This window comes from Pseudomonas nabeulensis (genome assembly GCF_004682045.1).
Taxonomy (GTDB): Bacteria; Pseudomonadota; Gammaproteobacteria; order Pseudomonadales; family Pseudomonadaceae; genus Aquipseudomonas; species Aquipseudomonas nabeulensis.
The window spans coordinates 1-16789 of the sequence record NZ_QUZT01000038.1 but is presented as its reverse complement, the minus strand read 5'-3'; the positions used below and the strand labels follow the sequence as shown (position 1 = coordinate 16789).

Sequence of the window (16789 nt, the reverse complement as noted above, 5' to 3'; positions counted from 1 at the left end):
CAAATACCCGGCAAAATCCCACGCTATTGGACAGATGGATGAGCACTGCACCTGTGGCGAGGGAGCTCGCTGTGGCGAGGGAGCTTGCTCCCGTTCGACAGCGAAGCTGGAGCCGGCTCTTTTGGGGCCGCTTCGCAGCCCAGCGGGAGCAAGCTCCCTCGCCACAGGGTTACGGCGTGCCGAATTCGTCCTGGGACAAAATCCGCTCCGCCACGCGCTTATCCAGCACGATGATCTCGATGCGCCGGTTGGCCGCGTCATACGGCCCGGCACCGTGAAAACGAATACGGTCGGCCATGCCGGACACCCGCAGCAGCTTGTCCGAGTCCAGGCCACCGGCCACCAGTTCCTGGCGCGACGCCTTGGCGCGGTCGGCGGACAAATCCCAATTGTTATAGCCGGCATCGCCGCCGGAGTAGGGATGGCTGTCGGTATGGCCGCTGATCTGGATACGGTTGGGCAACTCGTTGAGCACCGGGGCGAAGGTCTTGAGCAACTTGCGCAGGTACGGCGCCACGTTGGCGCTGCCCAGTTCGAACATCGGGCGTTTGTCGGTATCCAGCAGTTGTACGCGCAGGCCTTCGGGGCTCAGTTCAATCGCGATCTGTTGCTTGAGTTCGCGCAATTGCGGGTCGTGGTCCACGGCGTTGTCGAGGCGTTGCTTGAGGGATTCGAGGTGGCGCTTTTCCTCGCCGGACAAGCGTGGGGTGTAGCGGGTTTTTTCGCCTTGGGTGGTGCGCGGGTCGGGGCCGCCGCCAGGGATGGCGCTGGCGCTGTTGGCGTTGCGCTCGCCTTTGCTGATCGCCGCCAGCAGCGGCGTGCTGAAATACTCGGCGATTGCGTCCTTGTCGTTCTTGCTGGCGTTGGACAGCACCCACAACACCAGGAACAACGCCATCAGCGCGGTCATGAAGTCGGCGAAGGCGATCTTCCAGGCGCCGCCGTGGTGCCCGTGCCGGGCGGCTTTTTTACGGCGGATGATGATCGGGCGCTCGCTCATGCGCCGTTGCCGCGTACGTAGCTTTCCAGTTCCTGCGCGCCGGGGCGTTCGCTGGTGTGCAACGCCTTGCGGCCAAACTCCACGGCCAGTTGCGGCGGCATGCCTTGCACGCTGGCCAGCAGGGTGACGCGGATGCATTGCAGCATCTTGGCGGATTCGGCGGCTTGCCGGTCGATGCGACTGGCCAGGGGCGCAACCAAACCGTACGCCAGGTAGATACCCAGAAAGGTGCCGACCAATGCGTGGGCGATCATCTGGCCCATCAGGTCCGGGCCGACATTGACCGCACTCAAGGCTTTGACCACGCCCATCACCGCCGCAACAATGCCGAACGCCGGCAAGGCATCGCTGACTTTATACAGCGCGTCGGAGGGCAATCCGGCCTCATGCTCGAAGCCCTCGATCTCGTGCAGCATCAACTCGTCGAGTTCATGGGCCTGCATGGCACTGCTGACCAGCAGGCGCAGATAGTCGGTGATAAACAGGATGATCAGCGGGTCACTGACCAGGCGCGGGTACTGGGCGAAGATCGGGCTTTGTGCGGGTTCGTCGATGTCCCGCTCCAGGCTCAGCATGCCTTCGCGACGCGCCTTGCTGAGCAGGGCGTAGAGCATGCCCATCAGTTCCAGGTACAGGGTTTTGTCGTACTTGGCGCTGCGCTTGAAGCGGGAAATGGCGGTAAGGGTGGCGCGAATGGCCTTGCCGTTATTGGCTGCGATAAAGGCGCCGACACCGGCGCCGGCGATCATCAGCAGTTCGGTGGGTTGGTACAGCGGGCCAAGGCTGCCACCGGACAGGACGAAGCCGCCGAACACGGAGAGCAGTACAACAATAAGCCCGGAGACGATGAGCACGTGGTCGTTCCTTAGATTCAAGCAATGGGTGACTTGCTGACTATCGGCAACGGCGGGGGCTCAATTGAGAAGTTTTTTGGAAGGGCGCGAATAGCTAGGCAATTGGGATCAAATGTGGGAGGGGGCTTGCCCCCGATGGCGGTGGGTCAGCTACCGACTACTTGGCTGACACACTGCTATCGGGGGCAAGCCCCCTCCCACATTTGGACCTCCTTGTTTGGACGATCCCACAAGGCTCAAGCGTTGCGGATCAGCAGCTGTGCATCGATATCTTTGCGCTTGAGGGTCTTCCCCGCCCGCGACGGCGGCTGGCAAATGCCGCACACATAATGCTGCGCCGGCGCATGGGAGTGCGCCACAAACTCGCCGGAGCAGCACGAACAGCGGATCAATTCCAGCATGTCGCTTTCAAAAAAACGCACCAGGGTCCAGGCCCTCGTGAGGCCCAGCACCAGTTCGCCTTCCTGGTCGCCGACTTGTTCCAGGTACAGCCGATAGGCTTTGACGAAGGCATCGATGCGGTGCCCGCCGATTTCCATCAGGCTGCGGTAGATACCGTAGAACAGCGACGAGTGAATGTTCGGCAGCCATGTCACGAACCAATCGGTGGAGAAGGGCAGCATGCCTTTGGGTGGCGAGGCGCCTCGCACTTCCTTGTAGAGACGGATCAGACGACCCCGGCTCAGCGAGGTCTCCGTTTCCAGCACCTGCAGCCGTGCGCCCAGCTCAATCAGTTCGATTGCCAGCTGCACTTGCTGCATTTCGGTGACCAGGCTTTTGTCTGACATGGGTCAGCCTTCCCCGAGCCGCAAATCGCCGGAGCGATCGGCGGCAGCCATCAGCAAGGCGGAATGGATCTCCACCATCCCCAGTTCGCGGGCGTTGCCCAGCACCTTGGACAGGCGCTCGGTCTCTTCGAACACCGGACGACAGATCAACTGGTTGACCCGCGCCAGTTGGGTCATTTGCTTGCTGCTTAGTTTGGTCAGCAAGTCGGCCATTTGCTCGCTGAGTTTCAGACGAAAAATGGCGATCTCGCGATCTTTGCGTAATAAATTTTGCGCCAGTAATAAATACGAAAGATTCAGGTCCTGGATGTCTTCAAGCTCAGTGTTGGTATTTGGCAACTTTCTACCCCTCCCGTTGGGTACTACAGTTCGGCACGCCTAATGGCGTGACCTCTGGCAGACAGTGCTGCAAATCGACAAGTACTAAAGTCAGGCATTTAGGGTTGTACAACGAGTGCCTGTGTGTAGCGTTATTCGGTTATTCATGCTCCCGACCATCCGCTAGCTGGCCGTGAATACCGTTTTTTCTAATTTTTTCTAAAGTATTAAGAATGCCGTACGATAACAGACTGAGGCAGGCTATTTCTTGTCTGTTTTCAGTGATTTATCGTACTTAAAAGATATTTTCACACCTTTGTGTCATGCGTAGGTCCAGCGTGTAGGTGCTTGTTATTTCTTTCGATACAAATAATGGCTTATTGGTATCACTTGATTTGACGATGCACCGTAGGCGGTGTTCAAGTTGCTCTTCTTGCGATTGATCTGCATCAACTCGCCGAGGTCATTTTGTCGCGCATGCAAGAAGGCGTTTACTTGCTCTTCCAGCGCCAGGATCTGGCTGAGTAATTCAAGTTTGTATTGTTGGCCACTCGCATCAAGATCAACTTGATCCTGGGCGCGGCGCAAGTAAGCCGCGTCAATCAGTCCCTGGGACTTTAATGCAAAGATTCCATCCCAATCGGCTTTTTGCGCGCACTCCAGCAGGCGCTGAGATTGTTCGAGCAGTTGTTCGTACGCGGCGATCAATTGTGTCTGCATCATGGCTACCGCTCTTCCTCGGTGTGCGATCCAATGGCCAGCCAGGCGGCGGCGACATTTTCCAGCAACGCGGCGGCCGTGGTCAGTGCTGTGTCGTCGTTGTTCAGGTTCGCACGCAGCAGCAAGCGCACCACGTAGTCGTAGAGTTGGTCCAGTTGCATGGCAATGTCACCTCCTTGTTCCAGGTTCAGCGAGGCCCGCAATCCCTGGCTTACGATGTTGATTGCCTTGGTGATGGCCTGGCCTTTTTCGGCAATGCGCCCGGCTTGCAGGTGCAGGCGCGCAATGCGGATCGACGCCTGGTAGCTGTCGAACAGCATCACAATCCGTTGATGGGGGGAGGCCGCCAAAATGCCGCTTTCCACGCCGACCTTGGCGTAGGCATTCGCGTCCCGATAGGCATTCATTGAGTGTGCTCCGCGTGGTTCGTCAATCGCTGCTGTTAAGGGCATCGAACTGGGTGGTCAGGTAGTCGGCGGTGGAACTGAGCGACGCGATCAAGGTGTCGAGCTGGGTGAACTGTTCGGTCCAGCGCGCCATCTCGGAGTCGATCAACGCTTGCTTTTCGGTATAGCGGTCTTCCAGTTGTTCAAGCTTGGTGGCCAGGCTGTCGGTGCGGGCGACGATCAGGCCGTCGTCTTCGTCCAGGTAAGTGTCGAGGTCGGTGGTCATCTGGCCGATAAAGCCGGACTTGCCATCGGTGCCGATGAAAAACTCCGACACCCCATCGATGTTGTCGGTGATGGCGCTGGTCAACGTGTCTTCATCGATCGACAAGGTGCCGTCGACTTCCAGGGAAATGCCCAGCTGCGACAGGTAGCTGAACGTGCCACTGCCGACGGCGCTGTAGAGGTCGCTGCTCAACTTGGTGCTGATGCGTCGGGTGGTCGAGTCGCCGAGCAATTCGCCGGCGGTATCGGCGTCCGCGTCGTAGGAGGTCAACGTGTCGACGGTGGACACGTAACTGTTGTAGGCGCTGACGAACGATGAAACGGCGTCGTAGATCGCATCGGTGTCCTGGGCAATCGTCAGCGTTTGCGACGTGCCGGTGGCCGTGAGGTTCAGCGTGACGCCTTGCAGCGCGTCTTCGACGGTGTTGGTCTGGCTGCTGATCGAGATACCGTTGATGGTCAGTTGGGCATCGAGGGCTTCCACGGTCTGGGTCATGTTGCCGCTGCTGCCGTCGTAGCCGAACAGGCTGGAGGCCGCATCGCTGCTGTCGTCGCTAGTATAGCTCACGGTCATTTCCGACTCGGTGCCGGTGCTGTCCGAGGTGAGGACCAGGCGGTACGGCGTGCCACTGCCGTCGTTGACGATGGACGCGGTGACCCCGGCGCCGGACGCGTTGATTGCCGTGCGAATGCCTTCCAGGGTGTTGTTGCTGCTGGTCAGCGTGATCGACACCGCGTCCTCCGTGCCCACTTGCAGGGTGAGGGTGCCAGTGCCCAGAGCGGTGGTCTTGCTCGCGATGCCATTGGTGGTCAGGCTTTGGGCCTGGGCCAGTTGGGTCACTTCCAGTTTATAGGTGCCGGCGACCGCCTCGCTGGTGGTGGCGGCCGTGACACCGCTGCCGGACAGGCTGGTGGTCAACGAGTCGTAGAGGCTGGAATCGGCCAGGGCTTCGGCGGCGGTCTGCAATTTGGTCAGGGCGCTGGTCAGGGTGCCGTAGGCGGTGATCTCGGCGTTGACCGAGGTTTCCTGGTTGGTGATTGGCGTCAGCAGGCTGGCTTCCTTGGACTCCTGCAAGCTGGTCAGGATGCTGTCCAGGTCGAGGCCGGAGCCGACCCCAAGGGAGGTGATGGTTGCAGTCGACGTGCTGGAGGTCGTGGTTGCCATGTGTGTGCCTGTCCTGTTTGTGCGTTTGAACCCAACATCGGCAAACGACCAGCCCGTCTTTAGGGTTCTGTTTAAACCTGCATCGCCATCACGTCCTTGTAGGCGGTGAGCAGGCGGTTACGCACCTGCACGCCCATCTGGAACGCCACGCTGGCTTTTTGCGAATCAGCCATCACATCGCTCAGCGACACCGATTCACTGCCCGCCTGGAACGCGTTGGACTGGCGCGTGGCGGTCTGCTGCAACTGGTTGATGCGCTGCAACGACGACTGCAACTCGCCGGCAAACCCGCTGGCCGGTGCCATGCGCTGTGCGCTTGCACCTTCGGCCTGTTCGGCCAATAGCGACAGTTGTTGCAGGGCGTTGGTGAGGGCGGACGAATTCATGGTGCGGGCCTCATAGGCAGCGATCAGGCCAGCAGATTACCAAGGGGGCGGGCAGGCACATTCGCCCAATTGAGTGCAAAAGCGGTGGCTTTTCCGGGGTTTGGCGCGGGGCATTTTCGCCAGAATGGAGCCCTTACTACTGTGACCGGACTCTGCAATGTCTTTTGTACAGGCCCCAGCCTCGCCATCGAGGTGTTCGTGAGTACCGCTGTCCTGGCCAAAGGCGCGCAAAAGAATCTGGCGACCCGTGCTCAAGTCAAGCCGTTGGAGGCGTTGACCACACTGTTTCGCAACCAGCCATTGTTGCCCTTGCTGCTTGCAGGCGCTGCCGCGATTGCCGTGGTGGTGGCACTGTTGCTGTGGGCGCGGGAGCCGGAGTATCGCGTGTTGTTTTCCGGCCTCAGCGAAGCGGACGGCGGGCAGATCATTGGCGAGCTGGACAAGCGCGCCATTCCCTATCGCCTGAGCGAAGGCGGCAACACCATCCTGGTGCCGGGCGACAAGATGAGCGCCCTGCGCCTGCAACTGGCTGAGCAAGGCTTGCCCAAGGGCGGCAGCGTCGGCTTTGAATTGCTCGATAAACAGGCCTTCGGCGTCAGCCAGTTCGCCGAACACCTCAACTACCAACGTGGCCTGGAAGGCGAGCTGGCGCGCACCATTGAGTCCCTGGGCCCGGTGGCCAAGGCGCGGGTGCATCTGGTGATGGCCAAGCAATCGGTGTTCGTGCGCGACCGTGAGGCTGCCCGGGCTTCGGTGGTGCTGACGTTACAGCCCGGTCGCGAACTCGGCCAAAGCCAGGCCAGTGCGATTGTGCATTTGGTCACCTCCAGCGTGCCGGAACTGAGCGTGGACGCGGTGACCGTGGTCGATCAGAACGGTCGCCTGTTATCCCAAGTCCAGGGCGATGCCAATGGCCCCGACGGCACCCATCTCGACTACGTGCACGAGATCGAGCGCTCCTACCAGCGCCGCATCGAAGACATCCTCACGCCGCTGCTCGGCAGCCAGAACGTGCATGCGCAAGTGGTCGCCCAGGTGGATTTTTCCAGTCGTGAAAGCACCGCCGAACGTTATGCGCCCAATCAAAATACCAACGAAGCCGCGGTGCGCAGCAAACAGACCTCCGAACATGTGGTGGACGGCAACGATGCCGGGCGCGGCGTGCCCGGCGCACTGACCAACTCGCCGCCCAACACGCCCGCGCCGACCAAGGCCAATGCGCCCACACCCGCAGGCGGTACGCCGGCGACCACCGAGGCGAAAAACGCCAAGAGCGCCACCCAAAGCGAGCACATGATCAACTACGAGGTCGACCGCAACGTCGAACACGTCAAGTCGAGCCTGGGCACGGTCCAGCGCCTGACCACTGCGGTCGTGGTCAACTACCGCACCGTGCTCAAGGACGGCGTCACCAGCACCGAGCCGTTGAGCAAGGAAGAACTGGATAACATCAACAACCTGGTGCGCCAGGCCATGGGCTTTACCGAAAGCCGGGGTGATGGCCTGCAAGTGATCAACAGCCCGTTCGTCAGCGAAGACATTTCGAGCACCGAGCAACCGTGGTGGAAAACCCCCGAGGCCTACAACCTGTTGAGCAGTGGCCTGCGTTACTTGCTGGTGATCCTTGCCGCGCTGGCGCTGTGGTGGTGGGTATTGCGTCCGATGCAGAAACGCAACGCCCATCATCAGGCGCAAATGCTCGCAGCCACTGCCGAGCCGGGCACCGCACTGGTGCCGACCAGCAGCAGTACCGCCATGGTCGTCGCCGCTGGAGAAAACGCGCCGCACACCTTGCCGCGCAAGTCGGCGGTGTACGAACAGAACATGCAAAGCCTGCAACAGATTGCCGCTGAAGACCCGCGTCTGGTGGCCATGATCGTGCGCGGATGGATGAAGAAAAATGACTAACAAAATGACCGGCTCGCGCCGCAGTGCGATCTTGCTGCTGTCGTTGGATGCCGACAGCGCGGCGGAAGTCTTCAAGTTCTTGCCCAGCACCGATGTAGAAGCCATCAGCATGGAAATGGCGCGCCTGAGCCAGGTGTCCCACGAAGAAATGCGCCTGGTGCTGGAAGAGTTCATGGACGAGACCGACCAATACGCGGCCATCAATATCCAGACCAGCGACCATATTCGTGCGGTGCTGACCAAGGCCTTGGGCAGCGAACGGGCCGCCAGCCTGATCGACGACATCCTCGAAAACACCAACACCGGTTCCGGCATCGACAAGCTCAACCTGATGGAAGCCTCGATGGTGGCCGAGATGATTCGCGACGAACACCCGCAGATCATCGCCACCATCCTCGTGCACCTGGAGCGCCATCAAGCGTCGGACATCCTGCAATTGCTGCCGGACCGCCTGCGCAACGACATCATCCTGCGTATCGCCACCTTCAGCGGTGTACAGCCGGTGGCGTTGCAGGAACTGACCGAAGTGTTGGGCGTGATGCTCGACGGCCAAAGCCTCAAGCGCAGCAAAATGGGCGGCGTGAGGACGGCGGCAGAAATCCTCAACCTGATGAGTTCGGCCCACGAAGAGCTGGCCATCGGCACCGTGCGCGAACACAGCGACGACCTGGCGCAGAAGATCCTCGACGAGATGTTCCTGTTCGAAAACCTGATCGACGTGGACGACCGGGGTATCCAGACCCTGCTGCAACAGGTCGACCAGAACTCCCTGGCCATCGCCCTCAAGGGCTCGCCGCCGGCACTGCTCGAACGCTTTCTGCACAACATGTCCCAGCGTGCCGGGCAGTTGTTCCGCGAAGACATGGAAGCGCGCGGGCCGATCCGCATGTCGCAGATCGAAACCGAACAGAAGGCCATCCTCGCAGTGGTGCGGCGTTTGTCCGACAGCGGCGATATCGTGACCGCGCGCGGTAACGACACCTATGTCTGAGCGCTGGCAGCCCTGGCAGATGGACCCGTTGGGCAGCCCGGCGTTGCCCAGCGACGACCCCCAGACCACCCATCGCGAACGCCTGCGCAAGCAAGCCTTCCAGCACAAGCTGGAAATGCAGGTACTGCGGGAAAAAACCATCGCCGACGCCCACCAACTCGGGCATGCCCAGGGCGTGGAGAAGGGTTATGCACAGGGCCTGGACGAAGGTCGCCAGGCCGCAGCGGTGGAATTGCAGCAACAGGTGGTGCACACCCTGCAACCCTTGCTGGCGCTGTGCCGCAACTTCGAAGAAGCCCTCAAGTCGATGGACCAGCACATCGCCCATCAACTGGTGCGCATTGCCCTGGACGCCGCCCGGCAATTGGCCGGCGAGGCGCTGAGCGCCCAGCCGGAGCAGGTGCTGACGCGGGTGCAGAGCATGCTCGACAGCGACCTGGAGCTCACCGGCAAGCCCAAGCTGTGGCTTAACCCTCAGGATTTGCAGCGTGTGCAGGACAGCCTTGGCGAACAGATCGACGCCGCGGGCTGGACCCTGCAGGCGGACGCCTCCATGCTCCCCGGCGGTTGCCGCGTGGCCAGCGCCAGCGGTGAGCTGGACGCCACACGGTCGTCGCGTCTGGACCTGCTGTATCGCAGCGTCGAGCGCACGCTGGATGAATTGCCGTGAACCCCCATAGCGCCCGTTGGAGCCGGGTGTTGGACGCCTGCCAGGGCAAGCCCCTACAGATCGCGGCGTACCTGCGCAGCGGGCGCATTACCCGCGCCACCGGTATGGTGCTGGAAGCCGTGGGCCTGCGCCTGCCGCTGGGCGCGGCGTGCCGTATTGAACTCACCGATGTGTTTGCCGAAGCCGAAGTGGTCGGTTTTGCTGGCGAAACCCTGTACCTGATGCCCTTGGTGGAAATCCACGGCCTGCAACCGGGCGCGCGGGTATTCGCTGCGGACGAAGGCGATGGCAACCGCAGTTTCCCCCTCGGCATGGGGTTGCTGGGGCGCGTGCTCGACAGCGGCGGCCAGCCATTGGACGGGCGCGGCCCGCTGCTGGGCGCCCACCATGCCGGCTTGCACACCCAGCCGCTCAACCCACTCAAGCGGGCGCCGATCGATCGTCAGATCGACGTGGGCATCCGTGCCATCAACGCGTTGCTCTGCGTGGGCCGAGGCCAGCGCCTGGGGCTGTTTGCCGGTTCCGGCGTGGGCAAGTCGGTATTGCTCGGCATGATGGCGCGCTACACCCAGGCCGATGTGATCGTGGTGGGGTTGATCGGCGAGCGGGGCCGCGAGGTGCAGGACTTTATCGACAATATCCTCGGTGAAGAGGGGTTGCGCCGTTCGGTGGTGGTCGCCGCGCCTGCAGACACTTCGCCGCTGCAACGCTTGCAGGGCGCGCTGTATGCCACACGGGTGGCCGAGGATTTTCGCGAGCAGGGCAAGGACGTGCTGTTGATCATGGACTCCCTGACCCGCTACGCCATGGCCCAGCGCGAAATCGCCCTGGCGGTGGGCGAGCCGCCGGCCACCAAAGGTTATCCGCCGTCGGTGTTCGCCAAATTGCCCAAGCTGGTGGAGCGCACCGGCAATGGCCCGCCTGGTGGTGGCTCGATCACCGCGTTCTACACCGTACTCAGCGAAGGCGATGACCAGCAGGACCCGATTGCCGACTCGGCGCGGGCGATTCTCGACGGGCATATCGTGCTGTCGCGCCACCTGGCCGAAAGCGGGCATTACCCGGCGATTGATATCGAGGCGTCGATCAGCCGGGCCATGACCGCCATCGCCAGCGATGCCCAGCGGCGCAAGGCCAATCAGCTCAAGCAATCGTTGTCCCGCTACCAGCGCAATCGCGACCTGATCAGCGTTGGCGCTTATACCCAGGGCCACGACCTGCAACTGGACCGGGCCGTGGGCTTGTACCCGCATATCGAGCGCTTCCTGCAACAGCGCATCGACGACCGCGCCAGCGTCGACGAAACCCTGCAGGGCCTCAACCTGTTGTTCCCGGGCAACTGACCTTTTCGAGTAACCACCGATGGCGAATCAATCCCTGCACCTGTTGATCGAAATGGCCTCCCAGGCCCGCGATGTCGCGGCCCGCGCCCTGGCACAGAGCCGCGCTGCCGAGCAGCAGGTGATCAACCAGTTGCGCACCCTCGACCAGTACCAGCAGGAATACCGCCAGAACCTGCAACTGGAACTGGCCAAGGACGGCATGAGCCCGTCGGCACTCACCAACTACCGCGGTTTTTTGCAGTCGCTGGAAGAGGCGGTGGCGCGCGCGCAAAAGAGCCTGGAGCGGCACCGCAAACAGGTGGCGCATCACCAACTCACGTGGATGGCGCAGTGGCGCAAGGTCAGTTCGATTGAGGCGTTGCTGGACCGGCGCGCCCAACAGGAACAGGTGCGCGTCGGGCGAATGGAACAGCGTCAGTCCGATGAAATGGCCAGCCAATTACGCCGCCGGGCGGCGGCGTTGCCTTCCTCCCTTGATAGCGGCCTTTAAGGAACAGCATGGATATTCTCGCGACGTTAATGCCCCAGGCCACCGCGCCGGTGCAGGCCAGTGCGCCTGTCACCGATACGCCGATTGCGTTGGCCGAGTCGTTTTCGGCGGTGCTGAGCCAGGTGACGGCGGACGTGCCGCAGCCGCTGCCGGTGGCGACGCCGCAGCTTGCTGAACCTGTCGAGGTGCCCGCGCCCGTGGTCATGCAGCCTCTGCCGGTGGTAGAGGAAGAGACGCCATTGCCGGATGAAGTGTTGAGTGTTTTGCCCGAGGAACTTGTGGCCGAAGTCGACGTGCCCAAACCCACAATCAAGTCCGACAGCACCCTGGATGATATCCGCCAGCGCATGGCCCTGATTGAAAGCGCCGGTCAGTCGGATACGGCGTCGGTGATCGTTGTACCGCCGATCCCGGTGAGTGTGCCGGTGCCGGTCAGCAGTGCGCCGGAAGAACCGTCCCCCGTGATCAGCAGCGCACCGGTCCACACCCAAAGCCTGCCCGTAGTTGATGATGAGCCGGACGACGCCATTGATCCTGTGGACTCAGCCGACACGCTGCCAACCCTGGTCGCGACCATCGCCGACAGCGTGCCTACCGTGCAGGCGCACACCGACGACCGCCAACCCGACAGCCAGCCTGATCCCCAAACCGTATTCAGCCTTGCTCCGACCTCGTTCACGCCACCTCCCGCTGACAACGTGGCGAGCACTGGCCTGGCTCTCACCGCCGCCATCGGCAGCACCGATTGGGCCGCCGACCTGGGCCAGCAGATGGTCGACATGGTCACCCGTGGCGACCAGCAAGTGGACCTGCGCCTGCACCCCGCCGAATTGGGGCCGTTGTCCATCAGCCTCAACCTGAATGACGGCACCACCCAGGCGCAGTTCCAGGTGGCGCATGCTTCGGTGCGTGTGGCGGTGGAGCAGGCGTTGCCACAGTTGCGCGAAGCGCTGGCCAGCCAAGGCATCGCACTGGGGCAGGCGTCGGTCAGCGACCAGTCTTCGCGCCAGCAATCCCAGCGGGATCCGCAACCTCAGTCGGCCAGCGCGCCGGTGAATCGCATCGAACCGACAGCCGTGCAGCCCGTGGTGTTGAGCGGATCGGCGGTGGACCTGTACGTCTGAATCCCAAATCAAAACAGCGAGATACCGCCGTTAGCCTGGTCTTATCGCGCCATGGGCGGGGCAGGGCGGTGGTCATACTTGAGCCCTGCCTAACCGCTTTCCTTTATTCGATGGTGTCCGCCCATGACCACCTCCCGTAAAACCCCGTGGCTCTTGATTCTGTTAGTGGCGCTGGTCGTCGTGGCGGGCAGCAGCGCCGGCACCTACGTGTACATCAGCCAGAACGCCCAAGCCGATGACGCGCCCAAGCCTGAGCCAAAACCCCAGGCGCCACGGCTGGTGACCATCGCGCCGATGACCGTCAACCTGGTCAACGAACGTGATGAGCAGAGCCTGCTGTATGTGGGCTTTGCCCTGGAAGTGGCGGACGACGCCACCCAGGCCCAATTGCAGGACTATATGCCGCAAGTGCGCAGCCAATTGCTGACCTTGTTGAGCGGGCAGAACACCTCGCAAGTGATCACCCCTCAGGGCAAGGCCGCGCTCGCCGCCCGCATTCTCGACACCCTCAAGCAACCCTTGGCGCCGCAGCAGCCTGAACCTGCGGTGCTGCGCGTGCTGTACACCGACTTTATCGTGCAGTAACCCATGGCCATTGACGATTTGCTCTCCCAGGACGAGATCGACATGCTGCTTCGCGGCAGCGACGAAACCGACGCCGCCCACGAAGAAGCCGGCACCCTGGACGCCTCGCGGGTGCGCCCCTACGACCCGGCGACCCAGCATCGGGTGATCCATGAGCGCTTGCATGCGCTGGATATCATCAACGAACGCTTCGCCCGTTATTTCCGCATGGCGCTGTTCAACCTGATCCGGCGCAGCATCGATATCACTGTCAAAAGCGTGCGCTATCAGAGCTACAGCGAATTCTCGATGCACATGCCGATGCCCACCAATATCAACCTGCTGGCGATGAAACCGCTGCGCGGCACGGCGCTGGTGGTGTTCCCGCCGGCGGTGGTGTTCATGGTGGTGGACAACCTGTTCGGCGGCGACGGACGCTTTGTGACCAAGTCCGAAGGCCGCGAGTTCACCCACACCGAGCAGCGCATCATTCGCCGTTTGTTGGGGCTGTCGGTGGACGCCTACAAAGACGCCTGGAAGTCGGTGTACCCGCTGGACATCGAATACCTGCGTTCAGAGATGCAGGCCAAGTTCGCCAATATCACCAGCTCGCCGAATGAAATCGTGGTGAATGCCACCTTCCACCTGGAGGTGGGCAACCTCTCCAGTGACTTCAACATCGTGATCCCGTACCTGATGATCGAGCCGATGCGCCAGTTGCTCAACGGCCCGCTCACGGACACCAACCCGGAAGAAGAGCGCAACTGGAACAAGCGCATGGCCGGTGAGATCACCCATTCGGAAATCGAGCTGATCGCCGACTTTGTCGAAATGGACGCCCGCGTGGGGCAGGTCATGGCGCTCAAGGTGGGCGACGTGTTGCCCATCGAACTGCCCGACCTCATCAATGCGCGGGTCGACGGCGTGCCGGTCATGACCTGTGAATACGGCAGCCAGAACGGCCAGCGCGCGTTGCTGGTGAAGGACCTGGTCGACCATTCCCTGAGCCTTTCTTCCTCTTCTACCAGCCGATTCGTGAAGGGCCACGTGTCCACTGCCAAGGATTCCGAGCATGACTGATTCAAACACCACCCCGCCCGAAGCGCCGGATGAATGGGCCGATGCCCTGGCCGAACAGACCATCGCCGAAGGTGCGGACGACGATCCGTGGGCGATTGCGCTGGCTGAGCAAGAGGCTGCCGAGGTGACGGAAAATCCGGCGCCGAGCGTGGGTTCGAGCGTGTTCAAGCCGTTGCCGACACCCCAGCCTGCCGCCGCTGCGCGGGAGCTGGAAATGATCATGGATATCCCGGTCAAACTCAGCGTGGAGCTGGGCCGTACGCGCATCACCATCAAGCAACTGCTGGAACTGGCCCAAGGCTCAGTGCTGGCGCTGGACGGCCTGGCGGGTGAGCCGATGGACATCCTGATCAACAGCTACCTGATCGCCCAGGGCGAAGTGGTGGTGGTGGATGACAAGTACGGTATTCGTATCACTGAAATCATCACGCCGTCCGAGCGTGTGCAAAAGCTCAACCGATGAGTGCTGCCCTCGGCGTGCCCGATGACAGCGTGATGAACCTGGCATTGCTCGGCAAAACCAGCCTGGCGCTGGTGGTGGTACTGGTGTGTGTGCTGGGCTGCGGCTGGCTGGCGCGCCGGGTCGGTACGCGCCCGTTGAGTCCCGGCAAACTGTTGCGGGTGGTCAGCAGTACCGGGGTGGGCCAGCGCGAGAAAGTCGTGATCGTCGAAGTGCGTGGTCAGTGGCTGGTATTAGGCGTGACACCGCAGCAAGTCACCGCGCTGGCGCAGATGGATGCGCCAGAGCCCGAGCCAGAAGCAGTCGTCGTGCCGGGCGATAACTTTTCCGAACGCTTGGCTATGGCGTTGAAACATAACTTCAAGCGCAAGGGGCGCTCATCATGACCGGCATGGAAGGCCTCAGCGCCTTCACCGGCCAGGCGGGCGGCCAGCAATGGTCGCTGAGCCTGCAAACCCTGCTGCTGCTCAGCGCCATGGCTTTTTTGCCGGCGATCCTGCTGATGATGACCGGCTTCACGCGCATCATCATTGTGCTGGGCTTGCTGCGCACGGCCATCGGCACCACCTCGGCGCCGCCCAACCAGGTGTTGCTGGGGCTGTCGCTGTTCCTGACCTTTTTTGTGATGTCGCCGACCCTGGATCAGGCTTACAAAACCGCGTGGCAACCGTTCTCCAAGGATGAGATCACGGTGGAGCAGTTTCTCGACAAGGGCAGCCTGCCGTTTCGAAAATTCATGCTGACCCAGACCCGCCAGGGCGACCTCGCCTTGTTCGCGCGACTGGCGCAGATCGATGACTTGCAGGGCCCCGAAGACGTGCCCATGCGCGTGTTGTTGCCGTCGTTTGTCACCAGCGAGTTGAAGACCGCGTTCCAGGCCGGGTTCACCATCTTTATCCCGTTCCTGATCATCGACCTGGTGGTCGCGAGCGTGCTGATGGCGCTGGGCATGATGATGGTGCCGCCGTCGACCATTTCGCTGCCGTTCAAGCTGATGCTGTTTGTGCTGGTGGACGGCTGGCAATTGCTGCTGGGCTCCCTGGCGCAGAGTTTCTACACCTGATGAGGACGCCTTGATGACACCGGAAATGGTCATGGACCTGGCCTACAAGGGCATGCGCATGAGCATGATCGTGGCCGCGCCCGTGTTGTTCGTGACGCTGTTTATCGGCCTGCTGGTGAGCCTGTTCCAGGCCGCCACGCAGATCAACGAGTCCACCTTGTCGTTTATCCCCAAGATCATCGGCGTGTGCGTGGTGTTGGTGATCGCAGGTCCTGTGATCATGGAAATGCTGGTGGACTACACCCGCGCGCTGTTCACCAGCCTGCCCACGTTGATCGGCTGACCTGCGTTGATCGAGGTCAGTTCGGCGCAGTTGCAACTGTGGCTTACCAGCTTTTTCTGGCCGTTCTGCCGGGTGCTGGCGTACCTGATGAGCGACCCGATCCTGGGGCATAAAAACGTCTCCAGTCAGGTCAAGGTTGGCCTGGCGATGTTGTTGGCGTTTTTATTGGCACCCAATCTGCCGCCGCTGCCGGATGTGCCGTTGTTCTCCTGGCCGGGGCTTGGGGTGATCGTGGAACAAGTGCTGATCGGCATGGCGCTGGGCATGGTCATGCGCGTGACCCTGGCGGTGGTGGAGATGGCCGGGGATATCTGCGGCATGCAGATGGGCTTGGCGTTCGCCACGTTCTTTTCGGCCGATACCGCCACCAATAGCCAGGTGTTGTCGCGCTACCTGGGCATGATCACCATCCTGATGTTTCTGGCGCTGGACGGGCATTTGATGGTGCTGGAGTTGCTGGCGAACACCTTCAAGGTTTTACCGATTGGCAACCTGCACTTTGATCCGAATGCCTGGAACCTGATCGCCCGCTACGGCAGCACGATCTACCTCACGGGTCTGTTATTGGCGCTGCCGATGGTGGCCACGTTGCTGATCATCAACCTGGCCATGGGCATTCTCAACCGGGTATCGCCGCAATTGACGGTGTTCTCGGTAGGCTTCCCCCTGACCCTCACCGTGGGCCTGGGTTTGCTGATGGTGGTGATGGGGGACATGGGGCAGTTTTTGGCCGGTTTGCTCACCAACTCCCTGCGATTCATGCAGTACCTGACTGATAGCATGGCACTGCCTTGACTTGTAAACCGGGTCAAATGTGGGAGGGGGCTTGCCCCCGATGAGGGTGTATCAGCTACAGATGTGCTGACAGACACACCGCCATCGGGGGCAAGTCGAATCGTCGCACCGCCCCT

Annotated in this window: 21 protein-coding genes; 13 read left to right on the top strand and 8 right to left on the bottom strand. The window is 61.6% G+C overall.

The window, feature by feature from the left end; genetic code table 11:
- Nucleotides 1–169: 169 nt before the first annotated feature.
- The 8 genes from motB to fliE all read right to left on the bottom strand — a co-directional run bounded on the left by motB (nt 170) and on the right by fliE (nt 5902).
- Nucleotides 170–1000 carry a flagellar motor protein MotB gene (motB, locus tag DYL61_RS19400; protein ID WP_135309662.1) on the bottom strand — a complete coding sequence of 277 codons (831 nt, stop codon included), beginning with the start codon at nt 998–1000 and terminating at the stop codon, nt 170–172.
- Nucleotides 997–1854: a flagellar motor stator protein MotA gene (gene motA, locus DYL61_RS19395; protein WP_135309661.1), complete on the bottom strand. Its 858-nt coding sequence runs from the start codon at nt 1852–1854 to the stop codon at nt 997–999. The genes motB and motA overlap by 4 nt, the downstream gene beginning before the upstream one ends.
- Nucleotides 1855–2090: 236 nt before the next feature.
- A complete protein-coding gene (gene flhC / locus DYL61_RS19385) occupies nt 2091–2642 on the bottom strand; it encodes a flagellar transcriptional regulator FlhC (protein WP_105697867.1) in 552 nt (183 codons plus the stop codon).
- A gap of 3 nt (nt 2643–2645) precedes the next feature.
- Entirely contained in the window at nt 2646–2981 is a 336-nt protein-coding gene (flhD, locus tag DYL61_RS19380) for a flagellar transcriptional regulator FlhD (protein ID WP_105697866.1), read from the bottom strand.
- A 330-nt stretch (nt 2982–3311) separates the two neighbouring features.
- Nucleotides 3312–3683: a flagellar protein FliT gene (fliT, locus tag DYL61_RS19375; protein WP_135309659.1), complete on the bottom strand. Its 372-nt coding sequence runs from the start codon at nt 3681–3683 to the stop codon at nt 3312–3314.
- Nucleotides 3684–3685: 2 nt separating this feature from the next.
- Nucleotides 3686–4087 (bottom strand): flagellar export chaperone FliS, encoded by a 402-nt coding sequence (fliS, locus tag DYL61_RS19370; protein ID WP_135309658.1) that lies wholly within the window; start codon nt 4085–4087, stop codon nt 3686–3688.
- A 22-nt stretch (nt 4088–4109) separates the two neighbouring features.
- The gene (gene fliD, locus DYL61_RS19365) at nt 4110–5516 is read right to left on the bottom strand and encodes a flagellar filament capping protein FliD (RefSeq protein WP_135309657.1); all 1407 of its coding nucleotides are present in this window, start codon (nt 5514–5516) and stop codon (nt 4110–4112) included.
- A 71-nt stretch (nt 5517–5587) separates the two neighbouring features.
- Nucleotides 5588–5902, bottom strand: a complete 315-nt coding sequence (fliE, locus tag DYL61_RS19360) for a flagellar hook-basal body complex protein FliE (RefSeq protein ID WP_135309656.1) — start codon at nt 5900–5902, stop codon at nt 5588–5590.
- A gap of 198 nt (nt 5903–6100) precedes the next feature.
- Here fliE and fliF point away from each other — a divergent pair, with 198 nt between their 5' ends.
- From fliF to fliR, 13 genes are all read left to right on the top strand, one after another.
- The gene (fliF, locus tag DYL61_RS19355; protein WP_135309655.1) at nt 6101–7810 is read left to right on the top strand and encodes a flagellar basal-body MS-ring/collar protein FliF; all 1710 of its coding nucleotides are present in this window, start codon (nt 6101–6103) and stop codon (nt 7808–7810) included.
- Nucleotides 7803–8801, top strand: coding sequence for a flagellar motor switch protein FliG (gene fliG, locus DYL61_RS19350; protein WP_105697861.1), 999 nt, complete (start codon nt 7803–7805; stop codon nt 8799–8801). Before fliF ends, fliG begins: the two co-directional genes overlap by 8 nt.
- Entirely contained in the window at nt 8794–9471 is a 678-nt protein-coding gene (locus DYL61_RS19345; protein ID WP_135309654.1) for a flagellar assembly protein FliH, read from the top strand. Before fliG ends, DYL61_RS19345 begins: the two co-directional genes overlap by 8 nt.
- Nucleotides 9472–9497: 26 nt before the next feature.
- Nucleotides 9498–10814: a flagellar protein export ATPase FliI gene (fliI, locus tag DYL61_RS19340; RefSeq protein WP_193559450.1), complete on the top strand. Its 1317-nt coding sequence runs from the start codon at nt 9498–9500 to the stop codon at nt 10812–10814.
- Nucleotides 10815–10833: 19 nt separating this feature from the next.
- Entirely contained in the window at nt 10834–11304 is a 471-nt protein-coding gene (gene fliJ, locus DYL61_RS19335) for a flagellar export protein FliJ (RefSeq protein WP_135309652.1), read from the top strand.
- An 8-nt stretch (nt 11305–11312) separates the two neighbouring features.
- Nucleotides 11313–12428 (top strand): flagellar hook-length control protein FliK, encoded by a 1116-nt coding sequence (locus DYL61_RS19330; RefSeq protein WP_238704588.1) that lies wholly within the window; start codon nt 11313–11315, stop codon nt 12426–12428.
- Nucleotides 12429–12551: 123 nt separating this feature from the next.
- On the top strand, nt 12552–13013 hold the full coding sequence (gene fliL / locus DYL61_RS19325; RefSeq protein ID WP_135309651.1) for a flagellar basal body-associated protein FliL: 462 nt from the start codon (nt 12552–12554) through the stop codon (nt 13011–13013).
- Nucleotides 13014–13016: 3 nt separating this feature from the next.
- Nucleotides 13017–14072, top strand: a complete 1056-nt coding sequence (gene fliM / locus DYL61_RS19320; RefSeq protein ID WP_135309650.1) for a flagellar motor switch protein FliM — start codon at nt 13017–13019, stop codon at nt 14070–14072.
- Nucleotides 14065–14535 (top strand): flagellar motor switch protein FliN, encoded by a 471-nt coding sequence (gene fliN / locus DYL61_RS19315; RefSeq protein ID WP_135309649.1) that lies wholly within the window; start codon nt 14065–14067, stop codon nt 14533–14535. Before fliM ends, fliN begins: the two co-directional genes overlap by 8 nt.
- Nucleotides 14532–14918, top strand: coding sequence for a flagellar biosynthetic protein FliO (gene fliO, locus DYL61_RS19310; protein WP_238704587.1), 387 nt, complete (start codon nt 14532–14534; stop codon nt 14916–14918). The genes fliN and fliO overlap by 4 nt, the downstream gene beginning before the upstream one ends.
- Nucleotides 14915–15595 (top strand): flagellar type III secretion system pore protein FliP, encoded by a 681-nt coding sequence (gene fliP, locus DYL61_RS19305; RefSeq protein ID WP_135309648.1) that lies wholly within the window; start codon nt 14915–14917, stop codon nt 15593–15595. The genes fliO and fliP overlap by 4 nt, the downstream gene beginning before the upstream one ends.
- A gap of 13 nt (nt 15596–15608) precedes the next feature.
- Nucleotides 15609–15878, top strand: a complete 270-nt coding sequence (gene fliQ / locus DYL61_RS19300) for a flagellar biosynthesis protein FliQ (protein ID WP_105697852.1) — start codon at nt 15609–15611, stop codon at nt 15876–15878.
- Nucleotides 15879–15884: 6 nt separating this feature from the next.
- Entirely contained in the window at nt 15885–16673 is a 789-nt protein-coding gene (gene fliR, locus DYL61_RS19295; RefSeq protein WP_135309647.1) for a flagellar biosynthetic protein FliR, read from the top strand.
- Nucleotides 16674–16789 lie beyond the last annotated feature (116 nt).